The 26,131-nt window shown below is 57.0% G+C and carries 30 protein-coding genes; 13 read left to right on the top strand and 17 right to left on the bottom strand.

Translation table 11 applies throughout. The features are described from left to right. Nucleotides 1–17: 17 nt before the first annotated feature. From GS632_RS10720 to GS632_RS10670, 11 genes are all read right to left on the bottom strand, one after another. The gene (locus GS632_RS10720) at nucleotides 18–158 is read right to left on the bottom strand and encodes a hypothetical protein (RefSeq protein WP_171179156.1); all 141 of its coding nucleotides are present in this window, start codon (nucleotides 156–158) and stop codon (nucleotides 18–20) included. A 121-nt stretch (nucleotides 159–279) separates the two neighbouring features. Next, entirely contained in the window at nucleotides 280–1,059 is a 780-nt protein-coding gene (locus tag GS632_RS10715; protein WP_152456842.1) for a succinate dehydrogenase iron-sulfur subunit, read from the bottom strand. 31 nt (nucleotides 1,060–1,090) lie between these two features. Then, the gene (locus tag GS632_RS10710) at nucleotides 1,091–1,717 is read right to left on the bottom strand and encodes a sulfotransferase (protein ID WP_171179154.1); all 627 of its coding nucleotides are present in this window, start codon (nucleotides 1,715–1,717) and stop codon (nucleotides 1,091–1,093) included. A 95-nt stretch (nucleotides 1,718–1,812) separates the two neighbouring features. After that, a complete protein-coding gene (gene sdhA / locus GS632_RS10705) occupies nucleotides 1,813–3,618 on the bottom strand; it encodes a succinate dehydrogenase flavoprotein subunit (RefSeq protein ID WP_171238492.1) in 1,806 nt (601 codons plus the stop codon). A gap of 18 nt (nucleotides 3,619–3,636) precedes the next feature. Next, nucleotides 3,637–4,008, bottom strand: a complete 372-nt coding sequence (sdhD, locus tag GS632_RS10700) for a succinate dehydrogenase, hydrophobic membrane anchor protein (RefSeq protein ID WP_050604070.1) — start codon at nucleotides 4,006–4,008, stop codon at nucleotides 3,637–3,639. A gap of 13 nt (nucleotides 4,009–4,021) precedes the next feature. Then, nucleotides 4,022–4,408 (bottom strand): succinate dehydrogenase, cytochrome b556 subunit, encoded by a 387-nt coding sequence (gene sdhC / locus GS632_RS10695; protein ID WP_171721777.1) that lies wholly within the window; start codon nucleotides 4,406–4,408, stop codon nucleotides 4,022–4,024. Nucleotides 4,409–4,623: 215 nt separating this feature from the next. Then, the gene (locus tag GS632_RS10690; RefSeq protein WP_171179150.1) at nucleotides 4,624–5,286 is read right to left on the bottom strand and encodes a DUF1194 domain-containing protein; all 663 of its coding nucleotides are present in this window, start codon (nucleotides 5,284–5,286) and stop codon (nucleotides 4,624–4,626) included. Between the two features lie 54 nt (nucleotides 5,287–5,340). Further along, complete coding sequence (locus GS632_RS10685; protein WP_171179148.1) at nucleotides 5,341–6,369, bottom strand: MaoC family dehydratase; 1,029 nt, start codon at nucleotides 6,367–6,369, stop codon at nucleotides 5,341–5,343. Next, complete coding sequence (locus GS632_RS10680; RefSeq protein WP_171179146.1) at nucleotides 6,369–6,575, bottom strand: DUF1737 domain-containing protein; 207 nt, start codon at nucleotides 6,573–6,575, stop codon at nucleotides 6,369–6,371. The genes GS632_RS10685 and GS632_RS10680 overlap by 1 nt, the downstream gene beginning before the upstream one ends. Before the next feature lie 11 nt (nucleotides 6,576–6,586). Continuing rightward, nucleotides 6,587–7,141, bottom strand: coding sequence for an NnrU family protein (locus GS632_RS10675; protein ID WP_171179144.1), 555 nt, complete (start codon nucleotides 7,139–7,141; stop codon nucleotides 6,587–6,589). A gap of 6 nt (nucleotides 7,142–7,147) precedes the next feature. Next, on the bottom strand, nucleotides 7,148–8,005 hold the full coding sequence (locus tag GS632_RS10670) for a CoA ester lyase (protein WP_171179142.1): 858 nt from the start codon (nucleotides 8,003–8,005) through the stop codon (nucleotides 7,148–7,150). A 170-nt stretch (nucleotides 8,006–8,175) separates the two neighbouring features. Between GS632_RS10670 and GS632_RS10665 the strand changes: the two genes are divergently transcribed. Further along, the gene (locus GS632_RS10665) at nucleotides 8,176–8,481 is read left to right on the top strand and encodes a hypothetical protein (protein ID WP_171179140.1); all 306 of its coding nucleotides are present in this window, start codon (nucleotides 8,176–8,178) and stop codon (nucleotides 8,479–8,481) included. Here GS632_RS10665 and GS632_RS10660 read toward each other — a convergent pair whose 3' ends face one another. After that, nucleotides 8,482–9,237: a sulfite exporter TauE/SafE family protein gene (locus tag GS632_RS10660; RefSeq protein WP_171179137.1), complete on the bottom strand. Its 756-nt coding sequence runs from the start codon at nucleotides 9,235–9,237 to the stop codon at nucleotides 8,482–8,484. A 161-nt stretch (nucleotides 9,238–9,398) separates the two neighbouring features. Between GS632_RS10660 and mdh the strand changes: the two genes are divergently transcribed. From mdh to lpdA, 11 genes are all read left to right on the top strand, one after another. Next, entirely contained in the window at nucleotides 9,399–10,361 is a 963-nt protein-coding gene (gene mdh / locus GS632_RS10655) for a malate dehydrogenase (RefSeq protein ID WP_171093679.1), read from the top strand. A 308-nt stretch (nucleotides 10,362–10,669) separates the two neighbouring features. Continuing rightward, nucleotides 10,670–11,863 carry an ADP-forming succinate--CoA ligase subunit beta gene (gene sucC, locus GS632_RS10650; protein ID WP_171179135.1) on the top strand — a complete coding sequence of 398 codons (1,194 nt, stop codon included), beginning with the start codon at nucleotides 10,670–10,672 and terminating at the stop codon, nucleotides 11,861–11,863. A gap of 10 nt (nucleotides 11,864–11,873) precedes the next feature. Beyond that, nucleotides 11,874–12,584 carry a sulfotransferase family 2 domain-containing protein gene (locus tag GS632_RS10645; RefSeq protein WP_171179133.1) on the top strand — a complete coding sequence of 237 codons (711 nt, stop codon included), beginning with the start codon at nucleotides 11,874–11,876 and terminating at the stop codon, nucleotides 12,582–12,584. Nucleotides 12,585–12,736: 152 nt separating this feature from the next. Next, nucleotides 12,737–13,564 carry a glycosyltransferase family 25 protein gene (locus tag GS632_RS10640; protein WP_171179130.1) on the top strand — a complete coding sequence of 276 codons (828 nt, stop codon included), beginning with the start codon at nucleotides 12,737–12,739 and terminating at the stop codon, nucleotides 13,562–13,564. Nucleotides 13,565–13,577: 13 nt separating this feature from the next. Next, nucleotides 13,578–14,459, top strand: a complete 882-nt coding sequence (gene sucD / locus GS632_RS10635; RefSeq protein WP_171093685.1) for a succinate--CoA ligase subunit alpha — start codon at nucleotides 13,578–13,580, stop codon at nucleotides 14,457–14,459. Between the two features lie 41 nt (nucleotides 14,460–14,500). Then, complete coding sequence (locus tag GS632_RS10630; RefSeq protein WP_171179128.1) at nucleotides 14,501–15,040, top strand: DUF805 domain-containing protein; 540 nt, start codon at nucleotides 14,501–14,503, stop codon at nucleotides 15,038–15,040. Continuing rightward, entirely contained in the window at nucleotides 15,037–17,994 is a 2,958-nt protein-coding gene (locus GS632_RS10625) for a 2-oxoglutarate dehydrogenase E1 component (protein WP_171179126.1), read from the top strand. The genes GS632_RS10630 and GS632_RS10625 overlap by 4 nt, the downstream gene beginning before the upstream one ends. Nucleotides 17,995–17,997: 3 nt before the next feature. Next, the gene (gene odhB, locus GS632_RS10620; RefSeq protein ID WP_171179124.1) at nucleotides 17,998–19,503 is read left to right on the top strand and encodes a 2-oxoglutarate dehydrogenase complex dihydrolipoyllysine-residue succinyltransferase; all 1,506 of its coding nucleotides are present in this window, start codon (nucleotides 17,998–18,000) and stop codon (nucleotides 19,501–19,503) included. Nucleotides 19,504–19,505: 2 nt separating this feature from the next. Beyond that, nucleotides 19,506–19,775, top strand: coding sequence for a hypothetical protein (locus GS632_RS10615; protein WP_171179122.1), 270 nt, complete (start codon nucleotides 19,506–19,508; stop codon nucleotides 19,773–19,775). Between the two features lie 84 nt (nucleotides 19,776–19,859). Further along, nucleotides 19,860–20,270 (top strand): MAPEG family protein, encoded by a 411-nt coding sequence (locus GS632_RS10610; RefSeq protein WP_171179444.1) that lies wholly within the window; start codon nucleotides 19,860–19,862, stop codon nucleotides 20,268–20,270. A 69-nt stretch (nucleotides 20,271–20,339) separates the two neighbouring features. Beyond that, nucleotides 20,340–21,728 carry a dihydrolipoyl dehydrogenase gene (gene lpdA / locus GS632_RS10605; RefSeq protein ID WP_171179119.1) on the top strand — a complete coding sequence of 463 codons (1,389 nt, stop codon included), beginning with the start codon at nucleotides 20,340–20,342 and terminating at the stop codon, nucleotides 21,726–21,728. A gap of 21 nt (nucleotides 21,729–21,749) precedes the next feature. Here lpdA and GS632_RS10600 read toward each other — a convergent pair whose 3' ends face one another. Continuing rightward, nucleotides 21,750–22,328, bottom strand: coding sequence for a TetR/AcrR family transcriptional regulator (locus GS632_RS10600; RefSeq protein WP_171179117.1), 579 nt, complete (start codon nucleotides 22,326–22,328; stop codon nucleotides 21,750–21,752). Nucleotides 22,329–22,429: 101 nt separating this feature from the next. On the opposite strand from GS632_RS10600, the gene GS632_RS10595 reads away from it, so the two are divergent. Further along, nucleotides 22,430–23,023 carry an NAD(P)H-dependent oxidoreductase gene (locus GS632_RS10595; protein ID WP_171179115.1) on the top strand — a complete coding sequence of 198 codons (594 nt, stop codon included), beginning with the start codon at nucleotides 22,430–22,432 and terminating at the stop codon, nucleotides 23,021–23,023. Nucleotides 23,024–23,044: 21 nt separating this feature from the next. On the opposite strand, the gene GS632_RS10590 is transcribed toward GS632_RS10595, so the two are convergent. The 4 genes from GS632_RS10590 to GS632_RS10575 are packed head-to-tail and all read right to left on the bottom strand — an operon-like array spanning nucleotide 23,045 to nucleotide 25,950. After that, a complete protein-coding gene (locus GS632_RS10590) occupies nucleotides 23,045–23,650 on the bottom strand; it encodes a pyridoxamine 5'-phosphate oxidase family protein (RefSeq protein ID WP_171179113.1) in 606 nt (201 codons plus the stop codon). Next, complete coding sequence (locus GS632_RS10585; protein ID WP_171179110.1) at nucleotides 23,637–24,377, bottom strand: 1-acyl-sn-glycerol-3-phosphate acyltransferase; 741 nt, start codon at nucleotides 24,375–24,377, stop codon at nucleotides 23,637–23,639. The genes GS632_RS10590 and GS632_RS10585 overlap by 14 nt, the downstream gene beginning before the upstream one ends. Further along, on the bottom strand, nucleotides 24,377–25,276 hold the full coding sequence (locus GS632_RS10580) for an ABC transporter permease (RefSeq protein WP_171721778.1): 900 nt from the start codon (nucleotides 25,274–25,276) through the stop codon (nucleotides 24,377–24,379). Before GS632_RS10580 ends, GS632_RS10585 begins: the two co-directional genes overlap by 1 nt. Then, nucleotides 25,273–25,950: an ATP-binding cassette domain-containing protein gene (locus tag GS632_RS10575; protein ID WP_171179442.1), complete on the bottom strand. Its 678-nt coding sequence runs from the start codon at nucleotides 25,948–25,950 to the stop codon at nucleotides 25,273–25,275. The genes GS632_RS10580 and GS632_RS10575 overlap by 4 nt, the downstream gene beginning before the upstream one ends. Between the last annotated feature and the right edge of the window lie 181 nt (nucleotides 25,951–26,131).

Below are 26,131 nucleotides of genomic sequence, written 5' to 3'. Positions count from 1 at the left end.
AAGTCTTACGGCCCGTATCAGGCTGCGTTTGCGTATTCGAACAACTCAGGTTCTTTGTCAGCTTTCACGGGTTCTGGCACGTAATACGCCCATGCCTGCTCAAGCAGTTCCAACGCTTCTTGGGCGTCGGTTTTTTGTTTGGAAGTGTCTTTGCTCATTGGAGTGATCCTGGCTTAATCTCATCACTCCTCCCTGCCCAAAAAATAAGGCAACGCAGCCAAGGCCGCATCGCCTAATTTTGCAAGTTGGGCATGCGTTTATCGCAAAACGCAGTGGCGCTTAAACAGCGCGTTCGACCATCATCTTTTTGATTTCAGCAATCGCCTTGGCCGGGTTCAGACCTTTGGGGCAGGTCTTGGCGCAATTCATGATGGTGTGACAGCGATACAGCTTGAACGGATCTTCCAGCTCATCCAGACGTTCGCCTGTGGCCTCATCGCGGCTGTCGATAATCCAGCGATACGCATGCAGCAACGCGGCGGGGCCAAGATACCGGTCACCGTTCCACCAATAGCTGGGGCACGAGGTTGAGCAGCTGGCGCACATCACGCATTCATAGAGACCATCCAGTTTCTTGCGGTCCTCAATCGACTGCTTCCATTCCTTCGCGGGACGGTTGGTCTTGGTTTCCAGCCAAGGCATGATCGAAGCATGCTGCGCATAGAAATGGGTCAGATCAGGGATCAGGTCCTTGACCACCGGCATATGCGGCAGCGGATAAATTTTCACGTCGCCCTTGATCTCGTCCATGCCGTAAATGCAGGCCAACGTGTTGATCCCGTCGATATTCATCGCACAAGAGCCACAGATGCCTTCGCGGCAAGACCGGCGGAAGGTCAACGTTGGGTCGATCTCGTTCTTGATCTTGATCAGCGCGTCCAGAACCATCGGGCCGCATGTATCCATGTCGACGAAATAGGTATCAACACGCGGGTTCTGACCGTCATCGGGGTTCCAGCGATAGATCTGGAACTTGCGCACATTGGTGGCACCGTCCGGCTTGGGCCAGGTCTTGCCGGTGGTAATCCGGGAATTCTTGGGCAGGGTCAGTTGAACCATGTCAATTCTCCATTCAGCACAAGGCCGCCTTTCAGCCTGTCCGGGCGCGATCAGACGCCCCTCGATTATAATGCCCCCAGTGGGCAATGTTCACGTCGAAATCCGGCGAGAGCCAGTCCGCAACTCGTTGTGGGTCATCTTTGTCGATATCATAGCGCAGGAAGCGAGGATTTCCGTCGAAATAGGTTTCGACCTCGGTGTGGTGCACATCGTACATATGCGCCCAACCCTGTTTCACCTCATTAGCTGTCTGTCCGTTGGCCTTGCAGCATCGCTCCAGATAGCCACCACCGGAATGGCTGGCCCTTGAGTTGATCCAATCCTCGCGATTGCGCGTGTTCAGCAAAAAGTATGCGCTTGGATAAGCCGCGTGCAGCTCGCGAAAGAAACGCGAACCGTCCAGCATGAAGCGCGAATTGACAAAGGCAATGTCGGTGAAGGCCCTTACCGCGCCGAACCCATCCAAGGGCCTGCGCCCCATGGCAATATTGGTCATCATGCGATGCGCAAGGTTTTGGCCTTGCTCATCTTCCCAATGCACGGATGGGATTCCGCTGTTATGGAACAGCTTGTGAAACGAGGTCGTCGCACAGCGATTCAACCCGATCAGGATTATCTTTGGATCGCTTGACCCCGACTTCAAAACTTCGACCGTCATGACAAGCACCACGCACGCGCCATCCGCAGGCTGATTGCCTGCATCAGGATCACGGGTATTTGGCGCTTGTGCGTCATTGCCTGCTTTCCCTGCCCTTAGAACGTCCGCGCTTTGGGCGCGATTTTCTGAAGGCTGATACCGCCCTGTTCCTCGGTCGTCAGCGGATCAACGATGACCGGGCGATAGCTCAGCTCAACTGCGTTGCCCTCAACGCGGCTGACCGTATGCACGCGCCAGTTTTCATCGTCACGCTCGCTAAAATCCTCATGCGCGTGGGCGCCACGGGATTCCTTACGCGCCTCAGCACCGACGATGGTCGCCAGCGCGTTGGGCATAAGGTTTGTCAGTTCCAAAGTTTCCATCAGATCACTGTTCCAGACCAACGAACGGTCTGTGACTTTCAGATCGTCCATTTTGGCAGCAATCGCGGTCATCTTTTCGACGCCTTCAGCCATTGTTTTGGCCGTACGGAACACGGCTGCATCCGCCTGCATGGTTTTCTGCATCTCAAGCCGCAAGTCCGCGGTCGCGACCGAACCGTTGGCGTTGCGGACCGCATCGAACCGATCAAAGGCTTTGTCGACCGACGCCTGATTTAGAACCGGGTTCGGCGCTTCGGCATCAACGACTTTACCAGCGCGGATCGCGGCCGCGCGGCCAAATACCACGAGGTCGATCAGCGAGTTAGATCCCAGTCGGTTCGCACCATGGACCGAGGCACAACCCGCTTCACCCACAGCCATCAAGCCAGGAACGACGGCCGTCGGGTCGTCGGCGGTGGGGTTCAGAACCTCACCCCAATAGTTGGTCGGAATACCACCCATGTTGTAGTGAACAGTCGGCAGAACCGGGATTGGTTCCTTGGTTACGTCGACACCCGCAAAGATCTTTGCGCTTTCCGAGATACCCGGCAAACGCTCGGCCAAAGCTTCGGCAGGCAGGTGCGACAGGTTCAGGTGGATGTGATCCCCTTCCGCACCGACACCCCGACCTTCACGGATCTCCATTGTCATCGAGCGCGAGACATAGTCACGCGGCGCGAGGTCTTTGTACTGGGGCGCATAACGCTCCATAAACCGCTCGCCTTCCGAGTTTGTCAGATAGCCACCCTCGCCGCGCGCACCTTCGGTGATCAGACAGCCCGAGCCGTAGATGCCGGTCGGGTGGAACTGCACGAACTCCATATCCTGCAGGGCCAGACCTGCGCGGGCCACCATACCGCCACCGTCACCGGTACAGGTATGGGCCGAAGTCGCGCTGAAATATGCCCGGCCATAGCCGCCTGTCGCCAGAACAACCATCTTGGCGTTGAAGACATGCATCGTGCCGTCGTCCAGCTTCCAGCAGACGACACCCTGACATTGCCCATCCTCGGACATGATCAGGTCGATGGCGAAATATTCGATGTAGAACTCGGCGTTGTTTTTCAGCGATTGACCATACAGCGTGTGCAGGATCGCATGACCGGTCCGGTCGGCGGCAGCACAGGTGCGCTGTACAGCGGGGCCTTCGCCAAACTCAGTCGTATGACCACCGAATGGGCGCTGATAGATCTTGCCTTCTTCGGTGCGGCTGAAGGGCACGCCGTAATGCTCCAATTCGTACACGGCTTTGGGCGCTTCGCGCGCGAGGTACTCCATCGCGTCGGTGTCACCCAACCAGTCCGACCCTTTGACCGTGTCATACATGTGCCACTGCCAGTGATCCGGGCCCATATTCGACAAGGACGCCGCGATACCACCCTGAGCCGCCACTGTGTGCGAACGGGTTGGGAAAACCTTTGTTACACACGCGGTGCGCAATCCCTGTTCCGCCATGCCCAAGGTCGCCCGCAGACCGGCCCCACCGGCACCGACAACGACCACGTCATAGTCATGCGTTTCGTATTCGTATGCAGCCATTTCTTTCAGCTCCGGGAGTTAAAGGGCAATGCGCGCGATGGCGAAAATGCCAGCCGCTGCCGCGCCATAAGACAGGCAAGTCACCAGAATAATCAGGACCTTTTCGAGCGTGCCGTGAACGTAGTCCTCAAGCATCACCTGCGCACCGTCTGCGAAGTGCTTGAAGCCAACTGCCAGCGTCAACGCTGCAACAATCGCGGGGAAGGGACGTGAATAGTAGTCCAGAACCACATCAAACGGCTGACCCAGAACCGGGCCAAATGTAAAAACAAACAAAGGCACAAGGATCAGCAACGCCACCGAGCTGACTTTCATCGCCCAGAAATGGGCTGTGCCGGATTTTGCCGAGCCAAGGCCAGCGGCGCGTTTGCGGTCGGTCAGATAACGCATGTCAGGCCTCCAATCACGCGACGATGACAAGGGTCAGAAGGGTCAACACAACCGATCCGATGACGACGGCCCAACCCAGCTTGGTCGCTGTGGGAAGGTCCAAGCCAACCGCGTTGTCCCAGATCAGATGCCGCACGCCCGCCAGCGTGTGATACCACAGGCCCCAAACGGACAAAGCCATAACCAGATTCCCAAGCACCGAGGTAATCACGCCATTCGCCACGGCGAACGCCTCGGGCGAGGTTGCTGCGGCCAGAAACCACCAAACAATCAACAACGCCGCCAGTAGGAGTGCGTTACCAGTGATGCGTGTCAGGATGGAAGTGACCGACGTCAGCTGAGGACGATAGATCGACAGATGCGGCGAAAGTGGGCGGTTGCCCCGATTTACATCGGCCATGGCGGCTCCTTTTCGGTTGGCTACCGAACGTTTTACTGTTTTTTGCGACACTGTCACGTGCTGCGGTTGCAAAAAACAGCAAATTCACGTCAAATCAGTTGATATTCCCCATATGTGATCACACAAAATAATGTCGTGATCACATATTATATTCCTCATTATCAATGTTAGCGTTTTCAAAGGCAAACGGATGTGATCACGAATCTTTTGTCATGTCACTTCAGCTCTGCGGTTTGCTGCGTCACTTCGCGCAGCAGTTTTCTGCGAATTCGTTCCGGATAGTCCGCGAACCCTGCTGCCGAAACGACAAAAGCACCCTCACCCACGATGACATTCTCAAAGAAATAGGCCGTCAGATCCGGTTCGCTTTCCTCTATGGCCAAAGCATTGACCACAACGCCTCGATCTCGCAAGGCCGCGTGAACTTGCGTCGGCTCGACCCCTTCATTGGATACCCCGTCACCTGACAAATCGATCAGATGCCGGGCGCAGTGGGAAACCGGCTCGAATGAATCGAGCGTTGTTTGAAGCGCTTCCCCAATCGCGGTTGAAAAATTCCGCCAGATACGCGGATCAGCAGAAACTTGATCCGCAAACCGATCCAAAGCTGCGAAACTGTCGATACGGGTCCAAGGGATCGTTATCTGCTGACGCGACGACCCCGTCCATTGTACCAGCATCAACTGTGCCTGCCCCTGCACCAAAGCTTCGGATACAATCGGGTCGCGCAGTCCGGTAGCTAGCCCGTCCATCTGGATCCGATATTCGCTGCTATCGACCGAGCCGGACACATCCACAGCCAAGGCCAAAGCCAGATCACAGGCCTGAGCCGCCGGGGCCAGGCAGACGCCGGCCGATATCGCGCGCAGAAAGTGCATGGTGCAAACCTAGCACGGCTAACACGCAAGTGGTTCACATAACCGTCAGAACTCTTATTGCGGCATAAGCGCCCAATAATCGAGATCCAGAAGAACATCGGGCAAATACCGTCCCTCGTCGTTCTTCAATGCAAACGGAGCGCCCCCTTTGGTTGCCACCAATCGCAGCCGAATCGCACCCACGCCTGGTACGCCGGTTTCCGCTTTGTCCAGAACTTCGGACCACGCCTTGATGGTATCTCCTGCAAAACAAGGGTTTGCATGTGCGCCGCCGTTCAGGCCAACGATCATCTGCGCATTTGCCAAGCCATTGAACGACAGGGTCCGCGCCATCGAAATAACATGACCTCCATAGATCAGCCTGCCTTCGGGCCGGAACGTCAGGTCGAAATGCACTTTGGCCGTGTTTTGCCACAGGCGTGTGGCCAGCATGTGCTCTGCCTCTTCCACGGTGACACCGTCCACATGGTCGATGGTCTCACCGATGTCGTAGTCGCCCCAGCGGTGCGGCTCACCCGCCAAAGCAAAATTGTAATTCGAGAAATCAAGACCCTCGGGCACGATTAGATCCTGCGGATCAAGAACCTTTTTCAACTCGGGAACAACTGTTTCGGGCGCCGGCACGTCGACATTTGCTTTGCGCACCATAACCCAACGAACATATTCCAGCACAACCTCGTCCAACTGGTTCAGCCCGCGTGTGCGCACCCATACGACGCCAGTTTTTCCGTTGGAGTTCTGCTTGACCCCGATCACCTCGGACACAGAGCGCAGGGTATCTCCAGCGTACACAGGTTTCAGCCAGCGGCCCTCGGCGTAGCCAAGATTGGCAACCGCGTTCAACGAAACATCCGGCACGGTTTTGCCGAAAACCAGATGGAAGGCGACCAGATCATCAATCGGGCTCTCCGGCAAACCACAATCCCGGGCAAATTCGTCCGACGAATACAGGGCATGACGCGCAGGATAGAGCGCGTGATACAAGCCGCGCTCTCCCTCGGTCACTGTACGCGGTACCGCATGTTGCAGCACCTGCCCGACGGAATAATCCTCGAAAAAACGTCCCGGATTTGTTTTTGCCATTACTGCTGTCCCAGTTTCATTTCAGGGGAATAGTCCGCCTCGACCTCTTTGGTCACGGCCTGCGCACAACGCATAACGTTGTTTGCTATGTCGAAGGCATAGGACGGGTCGCCATACAGCTCCCACCCTTTGGCCAGCGCGTCAGACACTTTGTGGCAGAAGGCCGATGTGTCTTCCTCGGTCAACAAACGATAGAGTTTTGCCATCTATCAGGTCCCTATGAGCCGAAAGGAGACGGACCGACCAGCCCATGGATATAACCGATAATCCCCAGCAGCACGATTGAAGCCACAAAGAACATCGCGTCTTTGCCGTAAGTGCCAGGCTCAGCCGGTGTCCATTCGGGCTCGGACTTGTTGATCACGATCACTTCGACCACGGCCCAGGCCAGAAGTCCACCAAACAGGATGATCGACACCAAATCGCCGTTCACCAGCAAATGCGCAAAGGCCCACAGCTTGAAACCGCCCAGCATCGGATGACGCAGCTTGTTCAACAACCGTCCCTTTGTACCGGCAGGACTCATCATGTAGATCGCGATCAGCACCAACAGGTTGTTGACGTGGATCAGGAATGTCGGCGGCGCCCAGACAAAGATGAAATCGGTCATACGATAGCCGAAGACCATCAGCAGGATCGACGCGACCAGGGCCAAAGCGACGGCGCCTTTACCCCCGTCGCCCATCGCGGCTCGACGTTCAGGTGCGACGCGTTTGAACAGATGTGCCGCCCACCACAGCGCCACGCCAAGGATCAGAAGAACAAAGCCCATGCTGGCTTACCCCGCTTGCAAAGCTGAAATTGCCTCTGCTTTTGCCAGAATTTCGCGGGCTGTTGCAACGTGCAGGTTCTCAACAATTTTGCCATCGACGACAGCAACACCCTGCCCTTGCGCTTCAACTTCTTCAAACGCCGTGATCTGGCGTCGGGCCAGATCGATCTCGGCGTCAGACGGCGCATAGGCGGCATTTGTGATCTCGACCTGTGCGGGGTGGATCAGTGTTTTGCCATCAAAACCCATGTCACGACCCTGCGCGCATTCTGCGGCCAGACCTTCGCCATCCTTGAACGCGTTATAAACGCCATCAACGATGATCAGACCTTCGGCCTTGGCAGCCAGCAGGCACAGGCCCAGCGAGGTCATAAGTGGCAGACGGTCAGGGCGAAAACGAGTTTGCAGTTCCTTCGCCAGATCATTGGTGCCCATCACGAACCCGGCCATCAGGGGATGGGCTGCGATTTCAGGCGCGTTGAGCATCCCGCGCGGCGTTTCCATCATGGCCCAGATCGGCATATCTCCGGTAATTGCAGCCAGAGCATCGACGTCGGCTGCCGAGTTTACTTTGGGCAGAAGGACAACGTCGGCATCCATGCCGCGCACCGCCTCTGCATCAGCACGACCCCATTCGGTGTCCAACCCGTTGATCCGCACGATCTTGACCCGCGCGCCATAACCACCAGCCGCCAAAGCCGCCTTGAGCGTTTCGCGTGCATTTTCCTTCTCGTCCGCCGCGACCGCATCTTCCAGATCAAAGATAATCGCATCCACAGGCAGAGTGCGGGCCTTGTCCAGTGCCCGGTCTCTCGAACCCGGGATGTAAAGAACCGAACGATAGGGGCGCTGACGAGGATCCATGGACCACTCCCATTGAAATAAAGTTGCGCGGAATGGGGCATTTTTTGCCGGAAAGTTCAAGAAGAAATTTGCCGCAGCGCAGCAAAAGCGACGCAACGTGCTTTGCCTTAACCGAATTTCGTCGCCTCCGCCCCAGCCTGAGCAACAGATGGAATCGAAAGGGCTACGGGATGGAAAAGACACTGCTTAAGATGACAATGGGTCTGGGGATCATGGTTCTGGCGGCACAGCAGGTGCAGGCTCAGGGCCAGAATTGTGCGCCGCGAGAGGATGTACTGAAGCGATTGCATGAAATCTATGGCGAAGAACGCAGGGGGTTTGGGCTGGCCCGGCAAGGCGCGGTTATGGAGCTCTTCGCTTCGGGCGAAAGCGGCAGTTGGACGATCACGGTGACCTTGCCAAACGGAATCACGTGCTTGGTGGCCTCCGGTCAGGCCTATGAGGAAGTCGCGGACGCCCTGCCGCCGAACGCCTGATTACGTAAGCGCGTCCCAGATCAGTTTGCTGCCCGTCAAGGTCAGCAACACGTAGGCAATTCCAAAGAAAAGGCGCTCAGACATCATGAAATGCGCTCGAACGCCAAGCCACGCGCCTAGAATGGCAAAGGGTGTCAACAACATGTCGGCCAGCGCCGTGTGCCATGTGAACAAACCCAAAAACGCGTAAGGCACAAACTTTGTGATGTTGATAACCCAAAAAACCAGCACAGTGCTGGCCTGAAACTCGGTCTTCGACAGTTTTTGGGACAACAGGTATACCGCGGCGGGCGGACCTCCTGCATGACTGACAAAACTGGTGAAACCGGCGACCAATCCGGCAAAAAGCCCGGCCGACGGTGGCAGGCGATTGGCAAATCCACGCACCCAGCCTCTGGTCTGTGCAATGTGCCAAATAACGAAACCGACCGAAATGCCACCGATCAGTAGTCGCAACAGATCATTATCCGTTGCCTTATACAGCCAAGCACCCAGCGCGACGCCCGGTACTGCGCCCAAAATCAGCAGGCGGGAATCCGGCCAACTCCACCGCTTCCAATAGGGGCCCAGCGTGGCCACGTCGATCACCATCAGGATCGGCAGCATCAGAGCCAGGGCCTGCCCGGGTTCCAGGATCAGCGCCAGAATCGACGAAGACGCAAAGGCCACACCCGAGCCGAAACCTCCCTTTGATATGCCCGCAAAAACCACCGCAGGGATCGCCACTGCAAAAAACATCAGGTTTAATTCGAACATGCGCCGGTTCCGGTTTTGGCTTGTCTCAAAGGCCCTTTAGCGCAACCACACCGGGCTCTGCAAACGGTATGCGGTTGTATGCCACGTCGCAGAACCCTTGCCTATTGCCGTTTTAGCGACTAGCACGACCGCGATTTCAAAACCGACCGGAGATATTCCAAATGGCCAGACCCAAGATTGCGCTGATCGGCGCGGGGAACATCGGCGGCACGCTTGCGCATCTTGCAGCTGTCAAAGAACTGGGTGACGTAGTCCTGTTTGACATCGCTGACGGGCTGCCGCAGGGCAAGGCGCTCGACATCGCAGAATCCGGCCCATCCGAAGGCTTTGACGCCTCGATGAAGGGCACAAGCGACTATGCCGATATTGCTGGCGCGGATGTGTGCATCGTGACCGCTGGTGTGGCCCGCAAGCCAGGCATGAGCCGCGATGACCTGCTGGGCATCAACCTGAAAGTCATGAAGTCGGTCGGTGAAGGCATCGCCGCTCACGCACCCGATGCATTCGTGATCTGCATCACCAACCCGCTGGACGCAATGGTTTGGGCGCTGCGCGAATTCTCGGGCCTGCCGCACAACAAGGTTTGCGGCATGGCAGGCGTATTGGACTCGGCGCGCTTTGCGCATTTCTTATCGGAAGAATTCAATGTTTCGATGCGCGACGTCACCGCTTTCGTTCTGGGTGGTCACGGCGACACCATGGTGCCTTCGGTGCGCTATTCGACCGTAGCCGGTATACCACTGCCCGATCTGGTTGAGATGGGTTGGACCACGCAAGAGAAGCTGGACGCCATCGTTCAGCGCACCCGTGACGGTGGTGCCGAAATCGTTGGCCTGCTGAAAACAGGTTCCGCTTATTACGCGCCTGCCACTTCGGCAATCGAAATGGCCGAAGCTTATCTGAAAGACCAAAAACGCGTTCTGCCTTGCGCTGCCTACTGCAGTGGTGAGTTGGGTGTTGACGGTCTGTACGTTGGCGTCCCGACCGTAATCGGTGCAGGTGGCGTAGAACGTATCGTCGACATCAAACTGAACGAAGACGAACAAGCCGGTTTCGACAACTCGGTCAACGCCGTTAAGGGCCTGATCGACGCTTGCAAAGGCATCGACAGCTCGCTGGCTTAAACCAGCACAAATTCTCAGGCTAAAAGCCGGCCCATTTCTGGGCCGGTTTTCTTTTGCCCAGATCAATCAGGGTCGCGAATGTTGGCGCAAACGTCGCAAATCCTTTTTTTTGAATGTGATTTCCGGTGCCTGCACTGTATTTTCGAATCAATCGATCACGCGGCAAATTTTGTGATCACACCCTAAAAAGCCGTGATCACAAATGGCGAAAATCTTCACTAAAATCCTCTTTGCCGTCAAAAAACCCTTTAAACTTGCCCGCTAGACACCCCTATAACGGTTAAACGCAGTCAGACGGGACAATTTCGATGAACATTCACGAATATCAGGCCAAGGCTCTTCTTCGCAGCTATGGCGCTCCGGTTTCCGATGGTCGCGCCGTGCTGCGCGCCGAAGAAGCCAAAACCGCAGCCGGTGAACTGGACGGCCCCCTGTGGGTGGTCAAGGCGCAGATCCACGCAGGCGGGCGCGGCAAAGGCTCTTTCAAAGAGGCCGACGCCGGTGAAAAAGGCGGTGTCCGTCTGACCAAATCGGTTGAGGAAGCGGCTGAGGAAGCCAAGAAGATGCTGGGCCGTACTCTGGTCACACATCAGACCGGCCCCGCAGGCAAGCAAGTCAACCGCATCTACATCGAAGCTGGTTCGGGCATCGAACGTGAACTGTACCTAGCCCTTCTGGTAGACCGCCAGACCAGCCGCATTTCGTTTGTCTGCTCGACCGAAGGCGGCATGGACATCGAAGAAGTCGCCGCTGCGACGCCCGAGAAAATCCTGTCATTCTCGGTCGACCCGGCCACCGGATACCAACCTTATCACGGCCGCCGCATCGCCTTCTCGTTGGGTCTGGAAGGCGCACAGGTCAAGCAATGCGTCAAACTGATGAACCAGCTCTACAACGCCTTCGTCGAGAAGGACATGGAAATGCTGGAGATCAACCCGCTGATCGTTTCGGACAGCGGCGACCTGAAAGTGCTGGATGCCAAGGTCGGTTTCGACGGCAACGCGGTCTACCGCCACCCCGACATCGCCGAGTTGCGCGACACGACCGAGGAAGACCCCAAGGAGCTGGAAGCCAGCAAATATGACCTGAACTACATCGCGCTGGACGGTGAGATCGGCTGTATGGTGAACGGCGCGGGTCTGGCGATGGCCACCATGGACATCATCAAGCTCTATGGTGCAGAGCCTGCAAACTTCCTCGACGTGGGCGGCGGTGCAACCAAAGAGAAAGTCACCGAGGCGTTCAAGATCATCACCTCGGACGAGAACGTCAAAGGCATTCTGGTCAACATCTTCGGCGGCATCATGCGCTGTGATGTGATTGCTGAGGGCGTTGTCGCCGCGGTGAAAGAGGTCGGCCTGCAGGTTCCGCTGGTCGTGCGTCTGGAAGGCACGAATGTCGAAAAAGGCAAAGAGATCATCAACACCTCTGGCCTCGACGTGATCGCGGCAGACAACCTGAAAGACGGCGCCGAGAAGATCGTGAAAGCGGTTAAGGGATAGTAAGTCTCGAATGGTTGCTTTTCTCGACAAATACAACATTGCTTATTTTGGTGTCCACAAAGCTGCTGGAACATCCATTAAGCATGTCCTTTATAAAATCGAGACTGGTAATGAGTGGGATGGAAAGATCACGGAACTCCATCCCCGCTATCCGACCAGGCCAGTCCGACAGAGCGATTTTGAGAAAGCCCGCGATTATTGGAGTTTTGCAGTTGTTCGCGATCCAATAAAACGGTTTCTGTCTGGTTACCAAAATCGTGTGCACGATTTTGAGGACCTAAAAAAAGTACCTGTCGGTTCGGAGCATCAGAACAAGCTGATTGGCAAATTGTTCGGAATGCGAAATCAGCAACCGTTCAAAGGTTTCAAGACCAACCCGACGATAGAAGAGTTCATACGAGACTATGACAAATATTGTGACGTAAGCCGTGTAATGTATCTCCATACTTGTCCCATTGATGTTTTTCTGGGGCAAGATATTGGCTTCTTCGACGCTGTTTATACGACGTCCGAATTAGACAGGCTGGCTGCTGATTTGTCTGAAAGGCTGAACACTACCGTTCACATTGGTCGCAGAAATTCCAGCAGCACTACGCCGCCACGTTTCGAGGATTTATCCAAGGAATCCAAAGATTTTTTGGTGCGACATACACAAGCAGACTACGAACTGCTTGGGGCGTTTTTCCCCACCGGGCAAAACCTTATCAACACTTATGAATAGCGCCACGCAGGCGAGTTAACCCAAACAGGAGCACGAAGGAATGGCAGTCCTAATCGACCAAAACATCAAAACGATCCGTCGGAGCGCTATCAGCCTGACGACCAGATCGCCTTTGGTGTGGGCTGTCTGATCTGCCTGAAAAACTTAAACGCATGACCATCCCCATCTTCCTCATAGGTCTTGAACGCGCCACAGGGCGGGCGCGTTTGATGGAGCAGGAGCTGCAAAAGGCAGGCCTGTCAGCGACGCGCGTTAATGCTGTTGATTGCGACGCCGCCACCCGCGAGGATTTCCTGCGCGAGTGCAAGGCCGAGGGGCCGTGGGGCTATTTCCACACCAAGGACATGGCCTGCACCCTCAGCCATGCCAAAGCGTGGGAGGCATTGATCGCCTCGGGCGCTGAACAAGCGTTGATCCTTGAGGATGACGTGTTCCTGAGCCCGGAATTGGCCGATTGGCTGAATGACCCATCTTGGTGGCCCGCGGATGCTGATATCGTCCGGTTTGAACGCTGGCGCAGCACCAAGCTTTATGTCGCGCTTGGGCGCAAGCGCTTGATCCATCTGGGGCGCGAACTGCGCCTGATGCGATCGCGTCATCCCGGGGGCGCGGCGTACGCGCTGACGCGACAAGCGGCGCAGCATTTTCTGGCGCAGAAACCCTATGACATCACGTTGGACGGGCTTTTGTTCAATCCATCAGCTTCGGCTGCGGCGCGTCAGACCAACATCTATCAGGTGATCCCGGCCATGGTCGAACAGGGCAACGAAGCCCCCGGCGAATACAATATGGGGGCACCCCGCAGTCGGCCCACAGGCTGGCCATTGGTCCGGCAAAAGATCCGGCGTGGCATTGCTGAAATCAGCAGCGGGCTGCGTACCACGGCCAATCTGGCCCTGGGCCGTGCCACGCTCGAGAAAATATCCTATGCGCCGCATGTTCTGCCGGCGACTGAACCTAATCAATCCAACACCGCCTAGAGAAAGGGACAAAATGGCAGTCCTCATCGACGAAAACACCAAAGTGATCTGTCAGGGCTTTACCGGCTCGCAAGGTACATTCCACAGCGAACAGGCCATTGCCTATGGCACCAAGATGGTCGGCGGCGTGACCCCCGGCAAAGGCGGGATGGAGCATCTGGGCCTGCCCGTGTTCAACTCGGTCCACGAGGCCAAGCATGTGACCGAAGCCAACGCCTCGGTAATCTACGTGCCTCCGCCCTTCGCGGCTGACTCGATCCTCGAAGCGATTGATGCCGAGATGGAGGTGATCGTCTGCATCACCGAAGGCATACCGGTTCTGGACATGATGAAGGTGAAGCGTGCGCTGGAAGGCAGCAAGTCGCGCCTGATCGGCCCGAACTGCCCCGGTGTCATCACGCCCGATGCCTGCAAGATCGGCATCATGCCCGGCCACATCCATAAGCGCGGCTCGGTCGGCGTTGTGTCGCGTTCGGGCACCCTGACCTATGAGGCCGTCAAACAGACCACCGATGTAGGTCTGGGTCAGTCCACCTGTGTAGGCATCGGCGGCGACCCGATCAAAGGGACCGAGCATATCGACGTGCTGGAATGGTTCCTGGCCGACGACGAGACCACATCGATCATCATGATCGGTGAGATCGGTGGCTCAGCCGAGGAAGAAGCTGCGCAGTTCCTGGCGGATGAGGCCAAGAAGGGCCGCAAAAAGCCAACCGCTGGTTTCATCGCAGGCCGCACGGCCCCTCCGGGCCGCCGCATGGGCCACGCGGGCGCGATTGTCGCCGGTGGCAAGGGCGGTGCCGAGGACAAGATCGAAGCCATGCGCTCGGCCGGCATCGTCGTGGCCGAAAGCCCCGCGCAGCTGGGCGAGGCTGTGCTGGAAGCGATTGGCTGATATGGCAGCTTCGGCTGTCTAATCCGGGAGGAACGAAACACATGACCTTTAGTGAGGCTGTAAGAACGTGTTTCTCCAAATTCTTCACTTTTTCGGGCCGTGCATCGCGGCCCGAATATTGGTTCTTTTTTCTGTTCGTCGTGATCTGGAACTTGATCGCCGGGATCATCGACTGGCAGTTCTTCACGCAGGTCTCGGTCACTGAAAGCGATGAGGTGAAATCCGTCACCGCCACGTCCAGCCAACCGGTCCAAAGCATTGTCGGCCTGATCGTCTTTTTCCCCCATCTGGCCGTTGCATGGCGGCGGATGCATGACACCGGGCGCAGCGGGCTTTACGCCTTACTGCCGATCCTTTTGATCCTTGGGGCCTTTGCAGTTCTGATCTTTGGCATTGGCCTTGCCAGCCAGTTCCACGGCGGAACGCTCGACATTTTGTTTACCCGCGCAACATTGCTGATCGTCATTCCGACACTTATCGTTCTGGTGGTGTCGCCCCTTCTGGTGCTGTGGTGGCTGACCCGCCCCAGCCAGCCAGGCACCAACCAATACGGTCCCAACCCACATGAGGTAGCCCAATGACCGAACACTCGCCCAACTCTGCCTTTCATGCTTCAAGCTTCATGCAGGGGCATAATGCCGAATATCTGGAACAACTTTACGCCCAGTACACCAAAAACCCCGGTGCCGTAGACGCGGCCTGGGTTGAGTTCTTCAAGGCTATGGGTGACGCCGCGCCGGACGTTCAGAAAGAGGCCGAAGGGCCGTCTTGGGCGCGGACCGACTGGCCGCCCATGCCTGCCGATGATCTGACCGGTGCACTGACCGGGGAATGGGCCGAGATTGACGCCAAAGCGGCGGGTAAGAAGATCAAGGACAAGGCGGCTGACAAGGGCGTTGAGGTCAGCGACGACCAGATCAAACGCGCCGTTCTGGACAGCCTGCGCGCCCTGATGCTGATCCGAGCCTATCGGATCCGGGGCCATCTGGCCGCTGATCTGGATCCGTTGGGGATGCGCGCTGCAACCAATCACCCTGAGCTGGATCCGAAAACCTACGGCTTCACCGACGCCGACATGGACCGGCCGATCTTTATCGACAACGTTCTGGGGCTTCAGGTTGCCTCGATGCGGCAGATCGTCGAAATCGTAAAGCGGACCTATTGCGGCACCTTTGCGCTGCAATACATGCATATCTCGAACCCCGAAGAAGCCGCTTGGCTGAAAGAGCGGATCGAAGGGTACGGCAAGGAAATCGCGTTCACCAAGGAAGGCCGCAAGGCGATCCTGAACAAGATGGTCGAAGCCGAGGGCTTTGAGAAATTCCTGCACGTCAAATACATGGGCACCAAGCGCTTTGGTCTGGACGGCGGTGAAGCGCTGATCCCAGCGATGGAGCAGATCATCAAGCGCGGTGGCGCACTTGGCCTCAGCGACATCGTCATCGGGATGCCGCACCGGGGTCGCCTGAACATTCTGGCCAACGTGATGGGCAAACCGTACCGCGCCATCTTCAACGAATTCCAGGGCGGCAGCTTCAAGCCCGAGGACGTGGATGGTTCGGGTGATGTGAAGTACCACCTCGGGGCCTCCAGCGACCGTGAGTTTGACGGCAATTCTGTGCACCTGTCACTGACCGCCAACCCCTCACACCTTGAGGCGGTGAACCCGGTGGTTCTGGGCAAGGTTCGCGCCAAACAGGATCAGCTTGGCGACACGGATCGCACCAAGGTCATGGCCATCCTGCTGCATGGCGACGCAGCCTTTGCCGGCCAGGGTGTCGTGGCCGAAGGGTTTGGTCTGTCTGGTCTGCGCGGTCACAAGACCGGCGGCACCATGCATATCGTAGTAAACAACCAGATCGGCTTTACCACTGCGCCGCACTTCTCGCGCTCGAGTCCCTATCCGACGGATATCGCGTTGATGGTTGAAGCGCCGATTTTCCACGTGAACGGGGATGACCCCGAGGCCGTGGTGCACGCGGCCAAAGTGGCGACCGAGTTCCGCCAGAAGTTCCACAAGGATGTGGTTCTGGACATCTTCTGCTACCGCCGGTTTGGTCACAACGAGGGCGATGAGCCCATGTTCACCAACCCGATCATGTACAAGAGGATCAAAACGCACAAAACCACGCTGTCTCTGTACACCGAGCGTTTAGTCAAAGACGGCCTGATCCCCGAGGGTGAGATCGAGGACATGAAGGCCGCCTTCCAGGCACATCTGAACGACGAGTTCGAGGCCGGAAAAGATTATAAGCCGAACAAAGCCGACTGGCTGGACGGGCGCTGGTCGCATCTGGACAAGAACAAAGACGAATACATGCGAGGCGAGACCGCGATCACGCCCGAGACTCTGGCCGAGGTTGGTGGCGCTCTGACCCGCGCCCCGGCCGGATTTGCCTTGCACAAAACCGTTGGGCGTCTTCTGGACCACAAAAAGCAGATGTTTGAATCCGGCACTGGTTTTGATTGGGCCACCGGTGAGGCGCTGGCCTTCGGATCACTATTGACCGAAGGGTACCCGGTGCGTCTGGCCGGGCAAGACGCCACCCGTGGCACGTTCAGCCAGCGCCACTCGGGGTTCATCCATCAGGAAACAGAAGAGCGTTACTACCCGCTGAACAACATCCGCCCAGGCCAGTCGCACTACGAAGTGATTGACTCGATGCTGTCCGAATATGCTGTGCTTGGGTTTGAATACGGCTATTCGCTGGCCGAACCCAATGCGCTGGTCCTTTGGGAAGCTCAGTTTGGTGACTTCGCCAATGGTGCGCAGATCATGTTTGACCAGTTCATCAGTTCTGGTGAATCCAAATGGCTGCGGATGTCCGGTTTGGTCACACTGCTGCCGCATGGGTTCGAAGGGCAAGGCCCCGAACACTCATCCGCGCGTCTGGAGCGGTTCCTGCAAATGTGTGGTCAGGACAACTGGATCGTGGCGAACTGCACGACACCCGCGAACTATTTCCACATCCTGCGCCGACAGCTGCACCGCACCTTCCGCAAACCGCTGATCCTGGTGACACCCAAATCGCTGCTGCGCCACAAACTCGCGGTCAGCAGAGCCGAAGAATTTACCACCGGCTCCAGCTTCCACCGGGTGTTGTGGGACGACGCCCAACAGGGGAACTCGGACACCGAACTGGTGGCGGATGACAAGATCAAACGTGTCGTGCTGTGTTCGGGCAAAGTGTATTATGACCTGCTGGAAGAACGTGACGCGCGCGGGATCGACGACATTTATCTGCTGCGGATCGAGCAGTATTACCCCTTCCCGGCCCATTCGCTAATCAACGAGCTTGAGCGGTTCAAAGAGGCCGAGATGGTCTGGTGTCAGGAAGAGCCCAAAAACCAGGGTGCCTGGTCCTTTATCGAGCCCAATATCGAATGGGTTCTGACCCGGATCGGAGCGAAACACAAACGTCCGGTTTATGCCGGTCGCGCAACCTCGGCCTCACCCGCGACGGGTCTGGCCAGCCAACACAAAGCCCAACAAGAAGCGCTGGTTAACGAAGCGCTGAGCACCAAAGGAAAGTAAGCGATGACGATTGAAGTTCGTGTTCCCACGCTTGGCGAGTCGGTCACCGAAGCCACTGTTGCCACATGGTTCAAGAAGCCCGGCGATGCAGTCGCCGTGGATGAGATGCTGTGTGAGCTTGAAACCGACAAGGTTACAGTTGAAGTGCCTTCTCCCTCTGCGGGTGTGATGGCCGAGATTGTAGCCGCCGAAGGTGATACCGTTGGCGTAGATGCTCTGCTGGCGACCATTACAGCAGGCGAAGGCGCGGCCCCTGCCCCTGCGGCAACTGCAGCACCGGCGGCCGCGCCCGCCCAAGCAGGCGGGTCGGTTGATGTCATGGTTCCCACTCTTGGTGAATCTGTTACGGAGGCTACCGTTTCGACCTGGTTCAAACAGGTTGGCGACAGCGTCGCGCAGGACGAAATGTTGTGTGAACTGGAAACCGACAAAGTCTCGGTCGAAGTTCCGTCCCCGGCTGCGGGAGTTCTGGCAGAAATCGTTGCTCCGGAAGGTGCAACTGTGGATGCAGCAGCCAAGCTGGCAGTGATCTCTGGCTCTGCAGCAGGTACCGCGCCCGCGTCGGCCCCGGCAGCAGCAGCGGCCCCCGCTGCGGCAAGCACCGGTAAGGATGTGGCAAACGCACCCTCTGCCGAAAAAGCGATGGCCGAGGCCGGATTGTCAGCTGATCAGGTCACCGGCACCGGTCGCGATGGCCGCATCATGAAAGAAGACGTGGCAAAGGCTGTCTCTTCGGCTCCGGCACCAGCACCGGCGGCACCAGCCCCAGCTGCACAGGCTCCGCGCGCACCGGTTGCGGCCGAAGACGAAGCCCGCGAGGAACGCGTGCGCATGACCCGTCTGCGTCAAACCATCGCCAAGCGCCTGAAGGATGCACAGAATACTGCTGCGATCCTGACCACCTATAACGAGGTGGACATGACCGAGGTGATGGCCCTGCGCAACCAGTACAAGGACCAGTTCGAGAAGAAGCACGGCGTCCGCCTTGGTTTCATGTCCTTCTTCACCAAGGCATGCTGCCATGCGCTGAAAGAAGTGCCTGAGGTGAATGCCGAGATTGACGGCAACGACATTGTCTACAAGAACTTCGTACACATGGGCGTCGCCGCTGGTACTCCGCAAGGTCTGGTGGTTCCGGTGATCCGCGATGCGGACAGCATGTCCTTTGCCGCGATTGAAAAAGCCATCGCCGAGAAAGGCAAGCGCGCCCGCGACGGTAAGCTGTCCATGGCCGAAATGCAGGGCGGCACGTTCACCATTTCGAACGGTGGCGTCTATGGCTCGCTGATGTCATCGCCGATCCTGAACCCCCCGCAGTCGGGCATTCTGGGGATGCACAAGATTCAGGATCGTCCAATGGTCATCAATGGTGAGATCAAGATCCGCCCGATGATGTATCTGGCGCTGTCCTATGACCACCGGATCGTTGATGGCAAAGGTGCTGTGACTTTCCTTGTTCGCGTGAAAGAGGCGCTGGAAGATCCGCGCCGCCTGCTGATGGACCTGTAATCATGGCAACACATGTACTCTGGCAGGCCGATGTGGCCGATTTCGACGCCTGGCTGAAAGTGTTCAAGGAAGATCGCAAGATGCGTGAGGCCGCGGGTATCCGCGACCTCCACATCTGGCGAGACCCGGACCAGAAGGACCATGCGGTGGCGTTGTTCGAAATCACCGATCTGGAGCGCGCGCAGAACTTTATCGAATCTGAGGAACTCGCCATGCATCACGAACGTGGTGGCGTGGCGCATATTCACACTAAAATTCTGACACCAGTCTAAATCCGATGGCAGAGCGCAAGCGGCAACACATCTGCTTCTGCGCTCTGCCGTCATACACATCAAACTCCAATGCGGCGTCTTGCAATGAACGCAGAACTGACAGCACTGACTTTGGCAGCCCTTTTACAGGTTGTGCAGTTTGTACTTATGGCAGTTCCTGCAAATCTGGAGTTGGGTCCGGGCAAAACCATGTCACCCCGTGACAGGGCCAGATTGGGCGGGACGCTAGAAGATCAGCTCTCAGATGGAACAGCCCGGCTCTACCGTGCCCTCAACAACCATTTCGAGGGGTTGATCCTGTTTGCCATTGCCTGTGTTGTTGTCACCGTTTCAGGCAAGGAAAACGCACTAACGGCCACCTGCGCCTGGACCTATCTGGCCGCGCGCGTGCTGTATGTTCCCGCATACTATTTCGGTTGGAAACCATGGCGCAGCGTCATTTGGTTCTTCGGGTTTCTGGCCACGACCCTCATGCTTTTGGTGGTTTTGCTATGAGACCGCCAACCCATATCTTGTTCAGAGGTTCCTGCCCTGCAACAACCCGAATTCTCAAGGAGATCTTCCATGGCAAATTATGACGTTATCGTAATCGGCGCCGGCCCCGGCGGCTATGTTTGCGCCATCCGCTGCGCCCAGCTGGGTTTGAAAACCGCCGTGGTCGAAGGGCGCGACACGCTGGGTGGAACCTGCTTGAACGTAGGTTGCATTCCGTCCAAGGCGCTGCTGCATGCCAGCCATCAACTGCACGAGGCCGAGCATAACTTTGCCAAGATGGGCCTGAAGGGCAAAAGCCCTTCGGTCGACTGGAAACAGATGCAGGCCTATAAGGACGAGGTGATTGAGGGCAACACCAAGGGCATCGAATTCCTGTTCAAAAAGAACAAGATCGACTGGCTGAAAGGCTGGGGATCGATCCCTGCCGCCGGTCAGGTCAAGGTCGGGGATGAAGTGCATGAAACAAAGAACATCATCATTGCGTCTGGGTCCGAGCCTTCCTCTCTGCCGGGTGTAGAAGTGGACGAGAAGGTTGTCGTGACCTCAACCGGCGCGCTGTCGCTGGGCAAGATTCCGAAGAAAATGGTCGTCATCGGCGCAGGCGTGATCGGCCTGGAACTGGGCTCGGTCTACAGCCGACTGGGGGCGGAAGTAACGGTGATCGAGTTCCTCAAGGAAATCACACCAGGCATGGACCCAGAGGTACAAAAGACGTTCCAGCGTATCCTCAAGAAGCAGGGCTTGAACTTTGTCATGGGTGCTGCGGTGCAAAAGACCGAAGCGACCAAGACCAAGGCAAAGGTCACCTACAAACTGCTCAAGGACGACAGCGAACACGTGATCGATGCCGATACCGTGCTGGTCGCCACCGGGCGCAAGCCGTACTCCGATGGTCTTGGGCTTGACGCCTTGGGTGTCGAGATGACCCAACGCGGCCAAATCAAGGTGGGTTCCGACTGGCAAACCAATGTGCCGGGCATCTATGCCATTGGCGACGTCACCGAAGGTCCGATGCTGGCGCATAAGGCCGAAGACGAGGGCATGGCCGCCGCCGAACAGGTTGCGGGTAAGCATGGCCATGTGAACTACGGCGTTATTCCTGGGGTGATCTATACTTGGCCTGAGGTTGCCAATGTGGGTGAAACCGAAGCAACGCTTAAAGAACAAGGCCGCGCCTATAAGGTTGGCAAGTTCATGTTCATGGGCAATGGGCGCGCCAAGGCGAACTTTGCCTCGGACGGGTTCGTCAAAATCCTCGCCGACAAGGAAACTGACCGCATTCTGGGCGCTCATATCATCGGGCCTGCCGCGGGTGATCTGATTCACGAGGTCTGTGTCGCGATGGAGTTTGGTGCTTCGGCAGAAGATCTGGCCCTGACCTGTCATGCGCACCCGACCTATTCGGAAGCCGTGCGTGAGGCCGCCTTGGCTTGCGGCGACGGCCCGATCCACAGCTAAGAGTTTTGACCCCGGCAGAAATCAGCTTGTCGGGGTCAACCAAGCATCCAGATAGGTCTCGAGCCTGTCTGTGAATGTCGTTGCGGAATGCAGAGCACAAAACCGCAACGACATGGCCTGAATGGCAAAGGCCTGAACACCTTCGGCCAAAAGCTCGGGTGGCACGTCCTTACGCATATCTGCAGCTTCAAGCCACAACATCACGACCCGAAAGTACCTTTCAAAACAATAGGCTATCGGGCCTATATCTTCGATGGCCGTTGCACCGGAATATCTGATCAACAGATCGAAAACGTATCGCTCGGACGTCATGAAACTGTGCACCGGTTCGAGCGCCACGATGATCTCATCAACTGTCTTGGGTGGTGTTCCGGCTTCGGCCTGGTCCAGACACGCATTCAATCTTTCGCCGATCAGGATTTCCATTAGCGCATCCTTGTCGTTGAAATGCGCAAAGAAAGTGCCCTTGGCGACGCCTGCCGCTTTTACCACGTCTTCCACCCGCAAAGCTTGGTAGCCATCACTTCGGACAACCGCCTCAGCAGCCGAGAGAAGCTTGGCGCGGGTTTTGATCGTACGTTTCTGAATCGCCTTTTGCATACCGCTCAATCGCACAGTTTTTGACCGTGGTCAAATTTAATATTGACCGTGGTCATTTTTGATTCTACAAATTGACCGTGGTCATTTTTAGGAGAATCACGATGCAACCCAAGAAAATCCTCATCCTCGACGGACACCCGGCAGAAAGCAGTCTGTCCCGGACCTTTGCCGAAACATATCGGGACGCTGCCCTCAAAAACGGCCATGACGTCCGAATGGTTCATCTGAGCGATCTGCAGTTCGATTTTGATTTCGGTCAGGGCAATTACCACGACTTCAAACCGCTTGAACCGGTTCTGGAACACGTGCTGCAAGACTTTGAGTGGAGTGATCATCTGGTTCTGACCACCCCGATGTGGTGGGGCGGTCTACCCGCGAAACTCAAGGGACTGATCGACCGGACATTCATCCCCGGGCGAACGTTCGACACTCGGAACACGACAAAGATCGGCTTTCCGGCCCCCATGCTGACGGGACGCACCGCACGCGTCATACTGACCTCAGATACACCGGGCTGGTTTATGCGGCTGATCTATCGGCAAGCGCTTATCCGTCAGGTTCGTGATCAGATCCTTGGCTTTGTAGGCTTCAAACCAACCCGCTTCACCTATTTCGCAGGTGCAAGTTACCCAAAACCCGGACACGTAGATCGCTGGATCGAAAAAGTCTCGAGGATCGGAGCAGCTGCGGTTTGAACCCGCAGCCACATGTTTCGCCTACCACATTGTTTTCGCGGCGCGTGCAGCCCATTCACTATCATATTGCGCGCCGCCTTCTTCGCCTTCCGACGCCTCGGACAAAAGCTGCCCAATCGTTGGAAGGACAGCACTCTCGTCCCCGCTGGTCCAGATAGCTGAACGCATCAAAGCACGCGCGCATTGGCTGTAAATCTCGGCGATCTCAACAACGACGACAGCCGCCGGGCGCTTGCCGCCCTTTGCGAAATGCTGTCGCAAACCTTCATCCGCATTAACGCGAGCGATCCCATTCACGCGAACAACGTTGTCGGAACCCGGAACAAAAAACATAAGCGCAACACGCGGGTCGCGCACGATATTCCGCAGTGAATCCAGCCGGTTGTTGCCACGCCAATCCGGCAAAACCAGCCGTCGCTCATCCAATTCCAGTACAACAGGGCCGTCGTCGCCTCGGGGGCTGCCATCCACACCTTCCGGGCCAACAGTGCTGAGGACGCATAGGCGCGAGGCCATAATCCACTTGCGATACAGGGGCGTCAGTCGGTGAACGACCTTTCGCAAGGATGGCGCGCCGGGTTTGCCATACAATGCTTCCAGCGCTGCAACGTCGTCAATGTACTCCATCCGGATCAAACCCCACTTCGCGCATCAGCTCATTCGAGCGTGTTTCAATCACGTCTTCCAATCGACCAAGAAAATCGTCCCGCTCAACGCCGGGTTCGATTGGCTCAAGAAAATCCACAATCGCAAGACCCGGTTTGCGCATGACACCGGTTCGGGGCCAGAACACCCCGGCATTTGTAGCCACCGGAACGCAGGGAAATCCCAGACCTTCGTAAAGAACCGCCGTCCCAACCTTGTAGGGTTTCTTGGCGCCCGGCGCGACACGCGTGCCTTGAGGGTAGATCACCAGTTGCCCGGGCTCTGAAAACTCTTTCGCCACATCCTTGACCATCTTAGCCACCGCGGCGCCGCGTTTCCCTCGATTGACCGGAATACAACCAAGGCGACGGGCATACATTCCGATAACAGGTGTAAACAGCAATTCACGCTTCATTATGAACTTCCCATGCGGGATGGCATTGAAGATCATGATGATATCAAGGAACGACTGGTGCTTGGCACCCACGACCACTTCATTCGAAGGCGCGGTTCCCCGAACCTCACAACGAATACCCACCATCCAACGGGCCAGCCACATGGTACTGCGCGCATAGGTTTTACACGCCATCAGGGCCCCCCGCTTCGAGAACAGGGCATAGGGTAGAAACACAATGCCAAGGATCAGCATCCAGGCATAGATAACGATCATAAAGACCAAAGAGCGCACCCACTGTAAGGCTGAGAACATCAGGAAAGCTCCTTCAACTTGCGACGGGCCGCAGCCCAGGTGGCGAAAAAGGCAACAGCCGCGCCGAGTATTGGGATGACGATCGGCAGCAACCAGTCCGTGCCCTGAAAGCCAACCCCCGTCAGAAATCCGCCCGCATCCGAGGCCTCGGGCAAAAGCAAAACGCCTGTCATACCCAGCAAAGTCCCGAGCAAGGCCCCGAAAAAAGCGCGATAGGTAAAGCGCCGGACAAAAGCCCCGGCGATAAACCCGTCGCGCGCGCCGACCAGACGCAAAACTTCGATGATCTGCGCATTGGCCGCCAGAGATGCGTTTGCCGCAAGCGTGATCATTGCCGCCGTCGCCCCCCCGATCAGCAGGATCGAAATCCACCCCAATCGCCGGAGTGACATTGCGGCTTCGATAAGAGGTTCGCGCCATCGCGTATGATCATCCAGTACCGCGCCCGGCACTTCGGCACCCAGGCGAAGACGCAGGCCCATCACATCCATTCCCGGTTCGCCTTCGGTGATTTCGATAAGCTGTGGGATGGGCAAAGTGTCTAAGGGCAGGTCCGGTCCGAACCACGGTGACAGCAATGCGACCTGTTCCTCGGCACTTAGTGCGCGCGCCGATGCAACGCCGGGCGTTTGGCCCAGAACTGTCAGCGCGGCTTCGGTCTGCGCGGCAAGCTGTTCAGCCGGGGCATTGATCCTCAGGGTTGCGGCCCCCGCCAGTTCCGAAGCCCAACGGTCGGCAATCCGGCCGGACGCGAGCGCCAACGCAAGTGCAAACACCACCAGAAATGCCATCGCTCCAGCAACAAACAATGTTAGATGAGCGGTGTATCCGGTTGGGGGAACAACGCGGTTCGCCCGCGTATCGCCGCGCAGCAGAGTACTTACTTCGGCTCTGGTCATAGGTCGGCCCCCGCCAGATGCAGCTTGCGCTGAGAAATGCGCAATACGCGTGCCTGAACCTGACTTTTGGCGGCTCGGATCAGGCTCATGTCATGGGTTGCGATCAATACTGTCTTGCCCATTCTGTTCAACTCGATCAACAGACGCAGCAGACGTTGGGACATTTCCCAATCCACATTGCCAGTGGGCTCGTCCGCCAACACGACATCCGGCGACAGGATGACAGCGCGGGCCAAGGCAGCGCGTTGACGTTCGCCACCGGACAACTCAGGCGGATGCGCTTCAAGCCGCGCGCCTAAACCCACCCAGCTTAGCAGTTCGGTCAGATTGTCCTGTTCCGAAGACTCCGAGCGCCCGGAGACCATCAATGGCAAGGCAACGTTTTCGGCCAGCGTCATGTGGTCCAGAAACTGGCAATCCTGATGTACCACACCAACACGTCGGCGCAGCACGGCCAACTGATCCCGATCAAGGGACGAGATGTCCTGATCGAAAACACTCAGCCGCCCCGAGGTTGGCAGCAGGGCCCCATAGCACAGCTTGAGCAGCGTTGTTTTGCCCGCCCCCGAGGGGCCGGTCAGAAAGTGAAACGACCCCGGTTGCAATTGCACCGAGACATCGCTCAGCAACTCGCCGCCACCGTAGGTGTAGCTGACATTTTCCAGCTCGATCACACGTGCCCCCATTATTTGCTGCTCTTCTTGCCCGAGCAGGGTGGCGGATTCAATGGCTCTACCGAGTCCAATTGGTGACACTTGGCCCATGAAACCGAAAACGCCCTTTGCTGATGGGTCTTAACGGAATATCATCCCTGAAAAAACTATTATCGGCCCATCGCCCGGCCGGGGAGGCAGC

Origin of the sequence: Ruegeria sp. HKCCD7296 (genome assembly GCF_013110775.1) — a bacterium.
Lineage (GTDB): Bacteria > Pseudomonadota > Alphaproteobacteria > Rhodobacterales > Rhodobacteraceae > Ruegeria.
Note: the sequence above shows the minus strand (reverse complement) of the source record. Positions and strands in the feature narration are given on the sequence as shown.

Excerpts from the sequence above, each read along its gene's own strand:
- GS632_RS10600 (WP_171179117.1), bottom strand. The coding sequence starts at position 22,328 with ATGCAAAAGGCGATTCAGAAACGTACGATCAAAACCCGCGCCAAGCTT.
- GS632_RS10615 (WP_171179122.1), top strand. The coding sequence starts at position 19,506 with ATGGCAACACATGTACTCTGGCAGGCCGATGTGGCCGATTTCGACGCC.
- GS632_RS10630 (WP_171179128.1), top strand. The coding sequence starts at position 14,501 with ATGACCTTTAGTGAGGCTGTAAGAACGTGTTTCTCCAAATTCTTCACT.
- mdh (WP_171093679.1), top strand. The coding sequence starts at position 9,399 with ATGGCCAGACCCAAGATTGCGCTGATCGGCGCGGGGAACATCGGCGGC.
- GS632_RS10595 (WP_171179115.1), top strand. The coding sequence starts at position 22,430 with ATGCAACCCAAGAAAATCCTCATCCTCGACGGACACCCGGCAGAAAGC.
- GS632_RS10690 (WP_171179150.1), bottom strand. The coding sequence starts at position 5,286 with ATGCACTTTCTGCGCGCGATATCGGCCGGCGTCTGCCTGGCCCCGGCG.
- GS632_RS10645 (WP_171179133.1), top strand. The coding sequence starts at position 11,874 with ATGGTTGCTTTTCTCGACAAATACAACATTGCTTATTTTGGTGTCCAC.
- lpdA (WP_171179119.1), top strand. The coding sequence starts at position 20,340 with ATGGCAAATTATGACGTTATCGTAATCGGCGCCGGCCCCGGCGGCTAT.
- GS632_RS10665 (WP_171179140.1), top strand. The coding sequence starts at position 8,176 with ATGGAAAAGACACTGCTTAAGATGACAATGGGTCTGGGGATCATGGTT.
- GS632_RS10580 (WP_171721778.1), bottom strand. The coding sequence starts at position 25,276 with ATGACCAGAGCCGAAGTAAGTACTCTGCTGCGCGGCGATACGCGGGCG.
- sdhA (WP_171238492.1), bottom strand. The coding sequence starts at position 3,618 with ATGGCTGCATACGAATACGAAACGCATGACTATGACGTGGTCGTTGTC.
- GS632_RS10670 (WP_171179142.1), bottom strand. The coding sequence starts at position 8,005 with ATGGATCCTCGTCAGCGCCCCTATCGTTCGGTTCTTTACATCCCGGGT.
- GS632_RS10680 (WP_171179146.1), bottom strand. The coding sequence starts at position 6,575 with ATGGCAAAACTCTATCGTTTGTTGACCGAGGAAGACACATCGGCCTTC.
- GS632_RS10710 (WP_171179154.1), bottom strand. The coding sequence starts at position 1,717 with ATGACGGTCGAAGTTTTGAAGTCGGGGTCAAGCGATCCAAAGATAATC.
- GS632_RS10585 (WP_171179110.1), bottom strand. The coding sequence starts at position 24,377 with ATGTTCTCAGCCTTACAGTGGGTGCGCTCTTTGGTCTTTATGATCGTT.
- sucD (WP_171093685.1), top strand. The coding sequence starts at position 13,578 with ATGGCAGTCCTCATCGACGAAAACACCAAAGTGATCTGTCAGGGCTTT.
- GS632_RS10720 (WP_171179156.1), bottom strand. The coding sequence starts at position 158 with ATGAGCAAAGACACTTCCAAACAAAAAACCGACGCCCAAGAAGCGTTG.
- GS632_RS10590 (WP_171179113.1), bottom strand. The coding sequence starts at position 23,650 with ATGGAGTACATTGACGACGTTGCAGCGCTGGAAGCATTGTATGGCAAA.
- sdhD (WP_050604070.1), bottom strand. The coding sequence starts at position 4,008 with ATGCGTTATCTGACCGACCGCAAACGCGCCGCTGGCCTTGGCTCGGCA.
- GS632_RS10675 (WP_171179144.1), bottom strand. The coding sequence starts at position 7,141 with ATGGGCTTTGTTCTTCTGATCCTTGGCGTGGCGCTGTGGTGGGCGGCA.
- sdhC (WP_171721777.1), bottom strand. The coding sequence starts at position 4,408 with ATGGCCGATGTAAATCGGGGCAACCGCCCACTTTCGCCGCATCTGTCG.
- GS632_RS10610 (WP_171179444.1), top strand. The coding sequence starts at position 19,860 with ATGAACGCAGAACTGACAGCACTGACTTTGGCAGCCCTTTTACAGGTT.
- sucC (WP_171179135.1), top strand. The coding sequence starts at position 10,670 with ATGAACATTCACGAATATCAGGCCAAGGCTCTTCTTCGCAGCTATGGC.
- GS632_RS10715 (WP_152456842.1), bottom strand. The coding sequence starts at position 1,059 with ATGGTTCAACTGACCCTGCCCAAGAATTCCCGGATTACCACCGGCAAG.
- GS632_RS10660 (WP_171179137.1), bottom strand. The coding sequence starts at position 9,237 with ATGTTCGAATTAAACCTGATGTTTTTTGCAGTGGCGATCCCTGCGGTG.
- GS632_RS10640 (WP_171179130.1), top strand. The coding sequence starts at position 12,737 with ATGACCATCCCCATCTTCCTCATAGGTCTTGAACGCGCCACAGGGCGG.
- odhB (WP_171179124.1), top strand. The coding sequence starts at position 17,998 with ATGACGATTGAAGTTCGTGTTCCCACGCTTGGCGAGTCGGTCACCGAA.
- GS632_RS10625 (WP_171179126.1), top strand. The coding sequence starts at position 15,037 with ATGACCGAACACTCGCCCAACTCTGCCTTTCATGCTTCAAGCTTCATG.
- GS632_RS10685 (WP_171179148.1), bottom strand. The coding sequence starts at position 6,369 with ATGGCAAAAACAAATCCGGGACGTTTTTTCGAGGATTATTCCGTCGGG.